The sequence below is a fragment of the Antarctobacter jejuensis genome (genome assembly GCF_052266595.1).
Classification (GTDB): Bacteria; Pseudomonadota; Alphaproteobacteria; order Rhodobacterales; family Rhodobacteraceae; genus Antarctobacter; species Antarctobacter jejuensis.
In genome coordinates, this window is sequence record NZ_JBQQXJ010000002.1 from 403,019 (window position 1) to 417,133 (window position 14,115).

A 14,115-nucleotide genomic window follows, 5' to 3' on the forward strand; every position below is an offset into this window, starting at 1 on the left:
GCGGCTTGGACCGGGCAGGCGTGAACGATGGGTAGAATGGGGCAGCTTCGCAATGATCGGGCGGAAATCCCAAAACCGTGACAACGGCGAAGAGGCCGTGCCGCAGAGCTTCGATGACTATGCTCTGAAGCTCGGCGACGTTATGCGCGGTGAACGGGCCACGATGGGCAAGTCCTTGCTTGATGTGCAGCGAGAGCTGCGGATCAAGGCAAGTTACATTGCCGCCATTGAAAACTGTGATCCATCGGCCTTTGACACGCCGGGTTTCATTGCCGGTTATGTTCGCTCCTACGCGCGGTACCTGGGCATGGACCCGGATGAAGCCTTTTCGCATTTTTGCGCCGAAAGCGGGTTTTCCGTCGCCCATGGCATGTCGCAAGAGGCGTCGGTTCTCCGCAAGCCGCTGAAAGACGATGCGCCGCGCGCGCGGGCCCGCAACCCGCTGACTGAGCCGCGCATGCCCTTTGCTCCGGCCAGCGAAAGCCTGCTGTCCAAGGTGGAACCCGGTGCGCTTGGCTCGTCGCTTGTCCTGCTGGCCTTGATCGGCGGCATCGGTTTCGGTGGCTACCGTGTCCTGCAAGAAGTGCAGCGGGTGCAGGTGACGCCGGTTGACCAGACCCCGATCGTGCTGAGCGAACTGGACCCCTTGCAGGCGGCCATCGCCCCCAGCGCGGTAAGCGAGATCAACGCGCCGCAGACCGCGGGGGTCTTTACGCCACCGACGACCGAAGCCTTCGACCGGCTCTATCGCCCGCAGGCGCTGGACGTGCCGGTTCTGGTGGCGCGGGATGCGCCGATTTCGTCGCTTGACCCGGAACGGGTCGGTGTTTTTGCAGGCAACACTGGCGCATCGCGGCTGCCGCGCGTGCAGGACAGCTCGCTTGCCGCTGCCGCATTGGCAGACCGTCTGGTCGCCGAGGGCGTGCTGCCAGATAGCGCTTCTCCCACGGCAACCGCTGCCGCCGCCAAGGGGGTGACAGTCGTTGCCGTTCGTCCCGCTTGGGTCGAGATACGCGACGAGCGCAACGGCGTTCTTTTGTCGCGTGTGTTGAACGCGGGCGATACCTTCAATGTGCCTGGAAACGCTGTGAACCCGCGCATTCGGGTCGGTGAATCCGGGGCCGTCTATTTCAACGTGGATGGACGTACCTTTGGCCCGTCGGGCGCGCGTGGACGCGTCACCAGCAACATCTCTCTGGCCGCTGCCGATCTGACCGGTCGCTATGCCCCGGCAGACACCAGTCGCGATGGCGATCTTCTCGCGGTTCTGACCGATCTGAATCTGGTCGGTCCGCAGATTGCGGCAGTGGAAGCCGGTCAGACCCCAACCACCTTGGCGGATCTCGTGCCCACCAAGACCGCACCGAAAAAGCCGACGGTCAGCCCGGTGGCGCGCCCGGCCAGCATCGTCGCCGCAGCCGCAAAGCCGGTGGTGGTACCGGCCCCGGTTGTGACTCCGCAACCGGAAATCGCAGTTGCACCGGCCCCGCTGCCGACGCCGGAGATTGCCCCCGCGCCGGAGCTGACCATTGCAACACCGGCACCGCAACCCGCTCCCGTTCCGCAGGTGACGGCAACGCCGACCCCGGGGATCACGGTTGTCGCCACCTCTGAGACTTGGGTTGAGGTGACATCACCTTCGGGCCAGAAGCTGTTGGCACGCCTTATGAAACCGGGTGAGAGCTATCAGGTTCCGCAGACGGATCAGGCGCCGACGATCTTTTCGGGCAATGCGGGCGGTGTCTTCTTTGCCGTGAACGGCCAGACCTACGGTCCTTATGGGCCCAACGGTCAGTTCGGCCGTGGCCTGTCGTTGGCCGCCGGGGAAATTCAGCAAAAGATGGCGGTGGCCGATCTGACGCAGAACCAGACCCTTGCCAAGACGGTGGCAGAGCTCCAACTGCAGGGTCAGTAACGGATCAGGGTGCGCAATGGCTGGCAATGCCCGGCGTGCCGCTGTATCCAACCGTCAAAACTTGAACAATCGCAGGACCGGAGCGCATGAGCCTCAATCACGTCCGCCCGTGGCGCAACATCTACCGCCGCACGTCCCGTCAGATCATGGTCGGCAACGTCCCTGTTGGGGGCGATGCACCGATTACCGTACAGACCATGACCAATACGGTCACCACGGATATTCCCGGTACAATCAGGCAGATACAGGCCGCAGCTGATGCGGGCGCTGATATCGTGCGGGTGTCCGTGCCGGATGAGGATTCGTCACGCGCGCTCAGGGAAATCGTGCGCGAAAGCCCGGTGCCCATCGTCGCCGACATCCATTTCCACTACAAACGCGGGATCGAAGCAGCAGAGGCCGGAGCCGCCTGCCTGCGCATCAACCCGGGCAATATCGGCAGTCAGGAACGGGTGCGCGAGGTCATCAAGGCAGCGCGTGATCACAATTGTTCGATCCGTATCGGCGTGAACGCCGGCAGCCTGGAAAAACACCTGCTTGAAAAGTACGGTGAACCCTGTCCCGACGCGATGGTGGAAAGCGGGCTGGATCACATCAAGATCCTGCAGGACAACGATTTTCACGAGTTCAAGATCAGCTGCAAAGCCTCGGATGTCTTTATGGCCGCCGCCGCCTATCAGCAATTGGCCGAACAGACCGACGCACCGATCCACCTTGGCATCACCGAGGCGGGCGGGTTGATGTCCGGTACGATCAAATCGGCCATCGGCCTTGGCAACCTGTTGTGGATGGGCATCGGCGACACGATCCGGGTGTCTCTGTCGGCGGACCCGGTCGAAGAGGTCAAGGTTGGCTATGAGATACTCAAGAGCCTTGGCCTGCGCCATCGCGGCGTCAACATCATCTCTTGCCCGTCCTGCGCGCGGCAGGGATTTAACGTGATCAAGACCGTGGAAGAGCTTGAAAAGAGGCTGGAACACATCAAGACGCCGATGAGCCTGTCGATCATCGGATGCGTGGTGAATGGCCCCGGTGAGGCGTTGATGACGGATGTCGGTTTCACCGGCGGCGGCGCGGGCAGCGGCATGGTCTATCTCGCGGGCAAGGCCAGCCACAAGATGTCCAACGACCAGATGGTCGAACATATCGTCGACGAGGTCGAAAAGCGCGCGGCGCAGATCGAGGCGGAAAGCGCAGAGGCGCAGGCGGCGGAGTAGGTCACTCGGCCAGATAACGGCCCAGAACAAAAACCGGGATGTCCCCGCGGATCATCCGGTCCTGCATGACGTAGGAAGGCAGGGTGTCCAGCGTCAGCGCCTGCATGAGGTCGGCCACCTCTGGCCGGGCTGTGTCCAGAATGCGCACGGCCACCTGATGCGCCTCTGCCAACGCGCGCAGGTCTTTTTCGGCCTGCGGGCACCGCGCGCAGTCGGCTGAGGTGAACATGGCCATCGCGGCCTTCTCTGGGCCGAACAGCACATCCGCGTGGCGCGTGATCAAATCCAGATCACCCTGCCGGTCCTCGGCATAGAGATCCGGCGCGGCGGGCGCTGCCAGCGCCCGCAACCGATCCGCCAACCCGGCCTCCTGTGCCGAAGCAGTCCCCGCCAGCAGGCAGAGCAGGAGGCCAGACCGCGTCATTGGCTATCGCGGGCCTCGGCGACGATCTCCTGCATGGTCGCCAGGGGCGCATAGCCGCGCACCATCTGGTCGCCAAAGACGAAGGTCGGCGTGCCACTGATGTTCATGGCGCGCGCAAGGTCACGGGTGTCCGCGATCCGACGGTTCACTTCATCGCTGCCCATCTCGGCCATGATCGCATCTGCATCCAGGCCCAGCGTCTCGGCAATACGGCGCAGCGGGCCGTTGCCGGGGTTGCCTTCCAGCGTGATCAGCGCGTCATGCACCATCTTGTAGGCTTCGTCTCCGGCGACGATCTGCGTGGCGATGGCAAATTGCGACGAGACCATCGAGGCCTCGCCAAGGATCGGGAATTCCTTGACGATCAGGCGGATATTGCCGTCGCCGGTGATCAGTTCCTCAACCTCGGGGTGCGCGCGCCGGCAGAAACCGCAGCGGTAATCGGAGAATTCGACGATTGTCACGTCACCCTCAGGGTTGCCGCCGACCCAGGAATAGCCATCGTTGATCAGCCGTTCCATGTTGGTCGCGACCAGAGACTCGTCCTGTGCCAGTTGCGCTTCTTTTTCGCGCTCTTCGAGAACGGCGACGGCTTCCATGATCACCTGCGGGTTTTCCAGAAGATAGCTGCGCACGGCATCGCCAAAGGCCGCGGTCTGTTCCGGCGTCATCGCCTCAAAGTCGAACGGCAGACCATCCGCCGCCTGCGCCATGGGCGCGGCAAGGATGGCTAGGGCAGCGGCAGTGCCGCGAAGGAAGGTGAGACTGTTGGACATGGGAACTCCTGACGTCGCAATTCTGAGGTTATTTCGATTGTTTCGCCGCAAGTAACACATCCTGGGCGCGTTGCCATGGTCCGGAATTCCGGGGTAGCAGGCCGGTAGCACGTTGTGCGTGGATGGCGGCGTCTTTCATGCGCCCGGTCAGGGCATAGCGTTCCGCGGTCACGACTGACGCCATGCCGGGTTGGCCGACCTTGGCGTAGGCCACGGCCAGATCCCGCAGGACACGGGCGTCCGACACGTCGCGGGCACGTGCGGATTCAAGCGGTTTCAACGCCTGTTTGGGCTGTCCGGCCGCCAACAGGGCCCGGCCCAGTCCGGCAAGGATCAGCGGCTCTCGCGGGGCGCGGTTGGCGGCGGCTTGATAGACCTGAACCGCCGCGCCGAACTGGCGGGACTCCAGCAGGATCTGCCCCTTGAGTTCCAACAGATAGGGATCACTCGGACGCAGAGCGATGGCGCGGTCGATCGCGCTGAGCGCCTTTTTCATGTTCGATTGGCGATGGTAGGCCACAGCCTCACGCATCAGGGCAATATCCTGACCGCCGCTGTCTTTCAGCCGCCGCAGCGTCCAGTTCGGCGCCCGTTTGAAGGCAGAGAGTTTGCCCTTGGCTCGGTTGAACCAGTAGTTGGCTGTCGGGTCTGGTCCCGGGCTTTTCTGACCGGCAACCATCCCCTGCAGTGCGCGCAGACGGTCCCGGCTGAGCGGGTGCGTGCGCATGTAGGGGTCCTGGCGCGTGGACGACAGCGCCTCTTGCCCACGGAACAGCTCCTGCACCTCCAGCGCGCCCTTGGGATCGACCCCGGCGCGCGCCATGTAGCGGACAGAAGAAATATCGGCTGCTGATTCCTCGGCCCGGGTGTGCGACAGGAACAGACGCATGGCCGTCCCCTGCGATCCAAGGGCGAAACCGGCGGCAGCCTGGCTGTTGGCTCCGGCGGCTGCGGCCGCGGCGGCAAGGACTAGGCCGATACCGGCGGCGGTGCGGGCCGCCCGCATGTTGCCAAGACGACGGGTGATATGACCGTTGGCGATATGGGCGGCCTCATGCGCCAGCACGGCCTGCAGGGCTTCGGCGCTCTTGAGCTTCAGGATCAGGCCGGAGTGGATGAAGATATACTGCGTGTTGGCGACGAAGGCGTTCAGCGAGTGGTCGTCCACCACCACGATCCGCACCTGATTGGGGCTGAGGCCCGCGGCGCTGAGGATAGGAGCGGCCAGTTGTCTGAGGGAATACTCCATATCGGCGTCGCGCAGCAGCGTCGTCGCCGCGCGCGCAGGGGTTGCCGCGATCATCGAAAACAGCGCGACGGCGGCGATCAGCCGGGGCAGGATGAGGGTGCGGATCATTGACGGCGCGCTCCTTCCGCTCGTAAGCCTCGTTCCGCGACACAGTAGAGAGGTGGACATGCGGAGTTCAAGACGCGGTGCAGTCGATCCCTTCATCGTGATGGATGTGATGGAGGCGGCGCGGCAGGCCGAGGACGCGGGGCGGCGCATCATCCACATGGAAGTGGGCCAGCCGGGCACCGCCGCGCCGCAGGCCGCGCGGCAGGCCTTGGCGCGCTCGATGGAGGCGGATCCGCTGGGCTATACCGTGGCGCTGGGGCTGCCCGCGCTGCGCCAACGCATCGCGAAACTGTATCAGGAGTGGTACGGGGTTGATCTGGACCCGGCGCGGGTGGTGGTCACGCCCGGATCATCGGGCGGTTTCATCCTGGCCTTCACCGCGCTTTTTGATGCGGGCGAACGTGTGGCCCTTGGCGCGCCGGGCTACCCGTCTTACCGGCAGATCCTGAGGGCGCTGGATCTGGTCCCGGTGGAGGTGCAGACCTCGGCAGAGAACCGCCTGCAGCCAACGCCGGAGGATCTGGCGGGCGTGGACTATGAGGGGTTGATGGTCGCGAGCCCCGCGAATCCCACCGGGACGATGCTGGACAAACCGGCGCTTGCGGCGCTGGTGGAGGCGGCGCAGGACCGGGGGGCGGCTTTTCTGTCGGATGAGATCTATCACGGCATCGAATACGACCGGCGGGCGGTCAGCGCGCTGGAGATCAGCGACGATGTGGTCGTGATCAATTCCTTCTCCAAGTATTTCTCGATGACGGGCTGGCGGGTCGGCTGGCTGGTGGTGCCGGAGGATCTGATCCGGCAGGTGGAGCGGCTGGCGCAAAACCTGTTCATCTGCGCGCCCCATGCGGCGCAGGTGGCGGCCTTGGCGGCGATGGATGCGGGCGAGGAATTGCAGGCGAACATGGCCGTCTACGCCCGCAATCGTCAGCTGATGATGGAGGGGCTGCCCAAGGCGGGGTTCGATCGGATCGCGCCGCCGGACGGGGCCTTTTATGTCTATGCGGACGTCAGCCATCTGACCGGGGACAGCCGGGCCTTTGCCCGCGAAATTCTGGATCAGGCGGGGGTGGCGGTGACGCCGGGGCTGGATTTCGATCCGGTCCGGGGCGGCGGGACGCTGCGGTTTTCCTATGCCCGCGCCACGGCGGATATCGAGGAGGGACTGGCCCGGCTGAAGACCTTCATGGAGGGGCGCGGCTGAGGGGTGTCCACGCGTGGACAGCTTAGGGGGAATGCAGGATCAAGGGGTTACGAGCGCGTTTTTACCTTTGCGTAACCTTTTACCGCTTTCCGAGGCCGCAGAATCCCGGTTGAACCGAGGCCGGTCAGAGACAAAAATCGCCGGTGGTGCAGGCCGTGCGTGCGTCCCGATTGCGCCGCTGCTAAGGTGCGCAAAACACCGGAACCGGGGCACATGAGCAGAATCATTTCCATCCTGATGCTGGCCGTTTTTTGGGCCGGCACGACCGTGGCGCAGGACAACAGCGGCCTTGCGCGGCTGACCGACGGACGGATCGAGGACCGGCGCAAAGGCGTCACCGAAATCAGCCTTGGCCTGTCGCAGGGCGTACCGTGGCGGGCGTTTACCCTGACGGAGCCGAACCGGCTGGTGCTGGATTTCGCCGAGGTCGACTGGCAGGGGGCGGACCCGCAGGAAATCGACCAGAGCGACCGGATCAGCGCGCTGCGCATGGGACTGCTGCGGCCGGGATGGTCGCGGATGGTGGCCGAACTGGCCGAGCCGATGGTGGTCGAGACTGCCGAGCTGAAGGTCGACCCGGAGGGGGGCGGTGCGCAGCTGAGCCTGCGGCTGGTGCGCAGTGACGCCGAAAGTTTCGCCGCCAGCGCGGGCCTGCCGCCTGATCCCGGCTGGGTCATGACGCGGCCCGTGGCGCGGCGCGTGCCCAAGGCCGAGGACGGGCCGCTGGTGATCGTGCTGGACCCCGGACATGGCGGCATCGATCCGGGGGCGCAGCGGGACGGCATCGATGAGGCCGACCTGATGCTGCAATTTGCGCAGGAGTTGCGGGAGGTGCTGTTGCGGGCGGGCGATTACCAGGTGTTCCTGACACGCGACGAGGATCGCTTTGTCTCTCTCGAAGGGCGGGTGAAGATCGCCCATGACCGGGGCGCGGACCTGTTCATTTCCCTGCATGCGGATGCGCTGCAGGAGGGCGTGGCGCATGGTGCGGCGGTCTATACGCTGGCCGAAGAGGCGACCGATGCGGCCTCTGCCGCGCTGGCGGAACGCCACGACCGGGACGATCTGCTGGCCGGGCTGGACCTGTCGGGACAGGACGACCGGGTGGCCGATATCCTGATGGACCTTGCCCGGCTGGACAATACGCCGCGCAGTCAGGCGCTGGCCGAGCATCTGGTGGGCGGGATCGAGGCCACGCTGGGCCATGTGCACAAGGACCCGCTGCGGCAGGCGGCCTTTTCGGTGCTGAAATCGGCGGACATCCCGTCCGTGCTGCTGGAACTGGGTTTTCTGTCCACGGCGCAGGACCTTGAGAACCTGCAGGATCCGGTCTGGCGGTCGGGGATGGCGGATGGTGTCCGCGACGGAATCCGGGCCTGGGCGCTGGAAGATGCGGCGCTGGCGCGCCTGCGGCGGCAATAACCCGCAAGGCACTGGCCCATCGGCAAAACCCCGCGCGGTTGTGTTTTGACCCGCAGGCGGTTGATCTGTATTGAGGCGCTCAAACCAAGACACAGGAGCTGCGCGTGCTGCGTTTCATCATGTCCTTCTTCGGAGGCATTTTTGCCGTCGCCACCATGGGGATCGCCATGATCGCCCTGACCATCGGGGCGGTGTTCTGGATGTATGGCCGCGACCTGCCCAGCCATGACCATCTGGCGCAATACACGCCGCCGACGATCAGCCGGATCTATTCCACCGAAGGACAGGTGATCGACGAATTTGCGCAGGAACGGCGGCTGTTCACGCCGGCGGCGCAGATCCCCGACCTTGTGAAGAACGCCTTCATCTCTGCCGAGGACAAGAATTTCTATTCGCACCAAGGCTATGACCTGCGCGGCATCGCGGCGGCGGGTGTGCAGGCGGTGCAGTCCGGCGGGCGCGACCTGCGCGGGGCCTCGACCATTACGCAGCAGGTGATGAAGAACTTTTTGCTGTCGGGCGACCGCAAGGCAGAGCGCAAGATCAAGGAAATCATCCTTGCCAGCCGCGTCGAAGGCGCGTTGAGCAAGGAGAAGATCCTTGAGCTGTACCTGAACGAGATCTTTCTTGGCCAGAACGCCTATGGCGTGACCGCCGCGGCGCAGGTCTATTTCAACAAGACGCTGGCCGAACTGGCCCCGCATGAGGCGGCGACGCTGGCATCGTTGCCCAAGGCGCCGTCCGATTTCCACCCGGTGCGCCGCAAGGAACGCCTGCTGGAGCGCCGCAACTTCGTGCTCGAGGAGATGTACGAGAACGGCTACATCGACAAGGCCACCTATGAGACCGAGGTGGCGCTGCCGCTGCGGTCGGTCCAGAACGGCGATTTCGAGACCTACAAGACCGCGCTGCCGCCGCGTGACTATTTCACCGATGAAATCCGTCGCCAGCTGTCGCGCGACTTTGGCGAGGAACAGTTCTTTTCCGGTGGCTATTCGGTGCGCGCGACGCTGGACCCGGAAATGCAGGAAGACGCGGCGCAGGCGCTGCGCCGGGCGCTGGAACGCTATGACCGTGGGCTGGGCCGCTGGCGCGGCACCGGCAAGAAGATCGACGCCTCCACCCTGAGCGACGAGGCCAAGTGGCGCGAAGCGCTGTCGAACGTGCGCGTGGCGCGCGACGTGGTGCTGGGCAATCCGTGGCATGTGGCGGTGGTGCGCGAGGTGCGCGACAACTCGCTGCTGCTGGGCATCGAGGATGTGCCGCTGGACGATCCGCGCGGCATGAGCCTGCCGCGGTCGGACACCGATTGGTTCAAGGGCAGCCTGCAGGACAATTTCAAACCCGGCGATGTGGTGCATGTGCGCCAGATCACGCAGGACAGCGATGGCGCCTTTATCCGCTGGTCGCTGCGGCAGGTGCCCGAAGTGCAGGGCGGTTTCATGGCGATGGACGCCCATACCGGCCGTGTGATCGCCATGCAGGGCGGGTTCAGCTATCAGCATTCGGTGTTCAACCGCGCCACGCAGGCGCAGCGTCAGCCGGGCTCCAGCTTCAAGCCGTTCGTCTATGCCTCGGCGCTGGATTCGGGCTATACGCCCGCGACGATCGTGGTGGACGCCCCGATCGAGATCCGGTCGGGGAACGAGGTCTGGCGGCCCAAGAACGCCTCGAACCAGTTTTACGGGCCGACGCCGCTGCGGACGGGGATCGAACAGTCGCGAAACCTGATGACCATTCGTCTGGCGCAGGAAGTCGGCATGGATATCGTCGCCAGCTACGCCGAGAAATTCGGCGTCTATGAGCGGATGGGGCAGGGGCTTGCCAACTCGCTGGGCGCGGATGAGACGACTCTGTTCAAGATGGTGGCCGCCTATGCGATGTTCGCCAATGGCGGCGAACGGGTGCAGCCGACGCTGGTGGACCGGGTGCAGGACCGTTACGGCGCGACCGTCTACAGCCACGAGGCCGCGCTGGGGAACAAGCGGGTCTGCGTGGATTGCGGCAATCCCAACCTGGCCCCGGGCAAATCGCCCCGGATCGTCGACGAACGCGAGCGGGTGATGGACCCGGTGACCGCCTATCAGCTGACCTCGATGATGCAGGGGGTGGTGCAGCGCGGCACGGCGCGCAGTTCGGTGAACCTGAGCGTGCCGACGGCGGGCAAGACCGGTACGACGAACGACGCCAAGGATGTGTGGTTCGTGGGCTTTACCTCGAACATCGTGGCGGGTTGCTACATCGGCTATGACACGCCCCGGTCGCTGGGGCGCGGGGCCTCTGGTGGCGGCATGTGCGGGCCGGTGTTCACCGAGTTCATGCGCGAGGCGGTCAAGAAATACGGCGGCGGGCCGTTCAAGGTGCCGGAGGATTGCAACTTCATCAAGATCGACCGCTTTACCGGCGCGCGTCTGGACAGTGGCGCCAGCGGCGGCAACGTGGTGTCCGAGTGTTTCCGCACCGGGGAAGAGCCGATCTTCGGCGTGATGTTCGACGGCGGCTTTGCGATCTCTGGCAGTTTTGACCTGATCCGGCCGGATGGGTCGACCGTGGCCAAGGAAGTCACCACCTCGACCGGGGACAAGGCCATCGTGGGGCCAAAGGCGGGCTTCGGGACGCTGTCCTCGGGCGGGCTGTACTAAGGCGACGGCGTCTCGGCGATCGTGATCAGCAGGGCCAGCAGATCACCCTCGGCGTCCTGCTCCAGCAGGCCGCCACTGCGCCAGGCGATGGACAAGGCAGATTTCGCGGCGCCCCAGCGGGCGAGCCGGGCAGGACAGGTGCCCGATTGCTCTGCCATCACCTGCAGTCTTGCGCGCATATGGTCCGCATCGCGCAGGCGTTCCCCACAGCCCTTGGGATTGCGTAGGGCATTGGCCAGTTCAAAGGCCGGATCGCCCCAAACACCTTTGGCGTCGATGGCAATCGGCCCTTGGGCGGTTTCGATGACATTATCGTGGTGCAGATCCCCATGCAGCGGGCGCGGCTCGGCCGCCTCGGCCAGCAGATCCCGTGCCAGACCGGCGGCGCGGCCCATGGCGCGCTTCAGCGGTGCCTTGCAGGCTGGCGCGAAACGCAGGGCAAAAAGCGCCTGAAACCAGGTATCGAGCCCGGGCAAACCCGACAGCGCAGGCAGCGGCGCGCGATGCAGCCGCGCCGCCAAGCGTCCGAGATCCGCGCAGGCCGTCACGTCGTCGCCCGCACGGCTGCGCGCGCCCAGCTGCGGCCCTTCGAGGAAGGGCATCAGGAGCGCGTCGTCCAGGGTGGCCAGAACATGCACACAGGCGCCGGAGTCCGCCCAGGCGCGCATCAGGCTGACCCCGGTTGCCTCATTTCCGAAAGTGCCTGCGTGATAGAGTTTGACCACGCAGCGTTCCCCGGTGCGATTCCGTGCGGTCCAGAGCGCGGCGATTGCTGTTTCGGCAAAGGGTTCAGGGGCGCTCAATCCGAAGTCTGTCAGGACTTCCTGCAATCGTCTATCCATCCGGCTCCCTGCCTTGCCCGTTCGCCTGACCCTTGCTATCACGCATCACCCAAGAGGACCGCAACAGGACCCGTATATCATGCGCGCAGAGACCCAGAACCACATCGAAAAGATCGAGAAGTCGCTCGAACTTCTGGCGCAGCGGATGGATTGGGAGACCGCCCCGCACCGGCTGGAAGAATTCAACGCCCGTGTCGAGGATCCCAACCTGTGGGACGATCCTGCGGCGGCGCAGAAGCTGATGCGCGAGCGTCAGCAGCTGGTCGACGCGATGGAAACCTATGGCGCGATGAAACAGGATCTTGCCGATCAGATCGAACTGATCGAACTGGGCGAGATGGAAGACGATCAGGACGTGGTGGCGGAGGCGGAAGCCGTCATTGCCGGTCTGGTGGACAAGGCCGCCAAGAAGGAGCTTGAGGCGCTGCTGAACGGCGAGACCGACGGCAATGACGCCTTTCTGGAGATCAAGGCGGGCGCGGGCGGCACCGAGGCCTGCGACTGGGCCAACATGCTGGCGCGGATGTATGTCCGCTGGGCCGAAAAGCGCGGCTTTGAGGTTGATCTGCAGGAAGAGCAGGCCGGGGCCGAGGCGGGCATCAAATCCGCCACCTACCAGATCAAGGGGCCGAACGCCTATGGCTGGCTGAAGTCGGAGAGCGGAACGCACCGGCTGGTGCGGATTTCGCCCTTTGGCAAGGGCACGCGCGAGACCAGCTTTGCGGCTGTGGGCGCCTATCCGGTGATCGATGACAATATCGAGATCGAGGTGAACCCGGCCGATATCCGCATCGATACCTTCCGGTCCTCGGGCGCGGGCGGTCAGCACGTGAACACCACCGACTCTGCCGTGCGGATCACCCACGCGCCCACCGGGATTGTTGTGACCAGTTCGGAAAAGTCGCAGCACCAGAACCGCGATATCGCCATGAAGGCCCTGAAATCGCGCCTCTACCAGTTGGAACTGGACAAGCGGAACGCCGAGGTCAACGCCCTGCACGAAGCCAAGGGCGATGCGGGCTGGGGCAACCAGATCCGGTCTTATGTCCTGCAGCCCTACCAGATGGTGAAGGACCTGCGCACCAACTACGAGACCGCTGATACCTCGGGCGTTCTGGACGGCGATCTGGACCCCTTCATGGCGGCCACGCTTGCCATGAACGTGGCGGGCAAGAGCCGGGCCGACGCGCGCAACGAGGACTGACCGGGGGCCGCGGCGGCGGGGTGAACCCCGCCCTACGGCGGATTGCGGTCAGGGCGCGTGTTGGGGTCGTGGAAAGGCGGGGGGCTTTGCCCCCTCTGCGCGTGCCGCGCATTCACCCCCAAGGTATTTCTCAGCCCAAAGAAGCAGGGGCCGGGCCATTTGTTTGTCCGCGTGACTGGATGGCGCTGCCTGCGGCACGAGCGCGGTTGACGGGCGCGCGACATATCAGGTTTAGTGAATACAGCATCAAGGCTCGGCGCCGAGGAGGAGGACCCATGCCCGATACCCCCAAACCGGGTGTGCCCGCGCTTGGCGCCGTGGACCCGTCCATCCTGAAAGAGGCGCTGCGGCGTGGATGGCGTGACATGCGGCAGGCGCCGGGATTTGCGCTGGTGTTTTCCGGGGTTTACGTGCTGGGCGGCTGGTTCATGGTCTGGCTGACCTGGGTGACCGGCCAGAGTTACTGGCTGGTGTTTGCGGCGATCGGCTTTCCCCTGATCGCGCCATTTGCGGCGGTGGGATTTTACGACGTCAGCCGGCGGATCGAACAGGGCAGGGCGCTGGACTGGATGCAGATCTTTTCCGTGATCTGGCGGCAATCGGCGCGGCAGTTGCCTTCGCTCAGCGCGGTGATCATCGTGATCTTTCTGTTCTGGTTCTTTCTGGCCCACATGATCTTTGCGCTGTTCCTTGGGCTGTCGACCATGACCAATGTGTCGAGCAGCTACGAGGTCTATCTCAGCGCCAACGGGTTGACGATGCTGGCGGTCGGCACGGCGGTGGGGGCGGGGTTCGCCACGCTTCTATACATGATCACGGTGCTGTCGCTGCCGCTGTTGCTGGACCGGGAGATCGATTTCGTGACCGGCATGATCACCTCTTTCCAATATGTGCAGGCCCATCCGGTGCAGATGCTGGGCTGGGCCGCGTTCATCGCGGTCTTTACCTTTGTGTCGATGTTGCCCGGGTTCCTTGGGCTGTTCCTGTCGCTGCCGCTGTTGGGGCATGCCACCTGGCATCTTTACGACATGCTGGCCTATGGGACGGCGCATGACGCGGGCGCCCATGTGACGGCCTGACCCCCCGAATGCCAACATGACCTAGGTCAACGC

General features: G+C 64.6%; 11 protein-coding genes. 7 read left to right on the forward strand and 4 right to left on the reverse strand.

What is annotated here, in order from left to right:
* Positions 1-52 precede the first annotated feature (52 nt).
* Positions 53-1,915 (forward strand): helix-turn-helix domain-containing protein, encoded by a 1,863-nt coding sequence (locus ACTXGA_RS04595; protein WP_443391950.1) that lies wholly within the window; start codon positions 53-55, stop codon positions 1,913-1,915.
* A gap of 86 nt (positions 1,916-2,001) precedes the next feature.
* Positions 2,002-3,132, forward strand: coding sequence for a flavodoxin-dependent (E)-4-hydroxy-3-methylbut-2-enyl-diphosphate synthase (ispG, locus tag ACTXGA_RS04600; RefSeq protein ID WP_443391951.1), 1,131 nt, complete (start codon positions 2,002-2,004; stop codon positions 3,130-3,132).
* A gap of 1 nt (position 3,133) precedes the next feature.
* Here the strand turns inward: ispG and ACTXGA_RS04605 are convergent, their stop codons facing one another.
* The 3 genes from ACTXGA_RS04605 to ACTXGA_RS04615 are packed head-to-tail and all read right to left on the reverse strand — an operon-like array spanning position 3,134 to position 5,689.
* On the reverse strand, positions 3,134-3,556 hold the full coding sequence (locus ACTXGA_RS04605) for a hypothetical protein (RefSeq protein WP_443391952.1): 423 nt from the start codon (positions 3,554-3,556) through the stop codon (positions 3,134-3,136).
* Positions 3,553-4,332, reverse strand: coding sequence for a DsbA family protein (locus tag ACTXGA_RS04610; RefSeq protein WP_443391953.1), 780 nt, complete (start codon positions 4,330-4,332; stop codon positions 3,553-3,555). Before ACTXGA_RS04610 ends, ACTXGA_RS04605 begins: the two co-directional genes overlap by 4 nt.
* Positions 4,333-4,360: 28 nt before the next feature.
* Positions 4,361-5,689: a M48 family metalloprotease gene (locus ACTXGA_RS04615; protein WP_443391954.1), complete on the reverse strand. Its 1,329-nt coding sequence runs from the start codon at positions 5,687-5,689 to the stop codon at positions 4,361-4,363.
* A 58-nt stretch (positions 5,690-5,747) separates the two neighbouring features.
* Between ACTXGA_RS04615 and ACTXGA_RS04620 the strand changes: the two genes are divergently transcribed.
* The 3 genes from ACTXGA_RS04620 to ACTXGA_RS04630 all read left to right on the forward strand — a co-directional run bounded on the left by ACTXGA_RS04620 (position 5,748) and on the right by ACTXGA_RS04630 (position 10,957).
* On the forward strand, positions 5,748-6,893 hold the full coding sequence (locus tag ACTXGA_RS04620) for a pyridoxal phosphate-dependent aminotransferase (RefSeq protein WP_443391955.1): 1,146 nt from the start codon (positions 5,748-5,750) through the stop codon (positions 6,891-6,893).
* A gap of 213 nt (positions 6,894-7,106) precedes the next feature.
* Positions 7,107-8,315 (forward strand): N-acetylmuramoyl-L-alanine amidase, encoded by a 1,209-nt coding sequence (locus tag ACTXGA_RS04625; RefSeq protein WP_443391956.1) that lies wholly within the window; start codon positions 7,107-7,109, stop codon positions 8,313-8,315.
* A 104-nt stretch (positions 8,316-8,419) separates the two neighbouring features.
* Positions 8,420-10,957, forward strand: coding sequence for a penicillin-binding protein 1A (locus ACTXGA_RS04630; protein ID WP_443391957.1), 2,538 nt, complete (start codon positions 8,420-8,422; stop codon positions 10,955-10,957).
* Here ACTXGA_RS04630 and ACTXGA_RS04635 read toward each other — a convergent pair.
* Positions 10,954-11,799, reverse strand: coding sequence for an aminoglycoside phosphotransferase family protein (locus ACTXGA_RS04635; protein WP_443391958.1), 846 nt, complete (start codon positions 11,797-11,799; stop codon positions 10,954-10,956). The genes ACTXGA_RS04630 and ACTXGA_RS04635 overlap by 4 nt on opposite strands.
* Before the next feature lie 79 nt (positions 11,800-11,878).
* On the opposite strand from ACTXGA_RS04635, the gene prfB reads away from it, so the two are divergent.
* Complete coding sequence (gene prfB, locus ACTXGA_RS04640; RefSeq protein WP_443391959.1) at positions 11,879-13,003, forward strand: peptide chain release factor 2; 1,125 nt, start codon at positions 11,879-11,881, stop codon at positions 13,001-13,003.
* 275 nt (positions 13,004-13,278) lie between these two features.
* Complete coding sequence (locus ACTXGA_RS04645; RefSeq protein WP_443391960.1) at positions 13,279-14,082, forward strand: DUF2189 domain-containing protein; 804 nt, start codon at positions 13,279-13,281, stop codon at positions 14,080-14,082.
* The last annotated feature ends 33 nt before the right edge of the window (positions 14,083-14,115 follow it).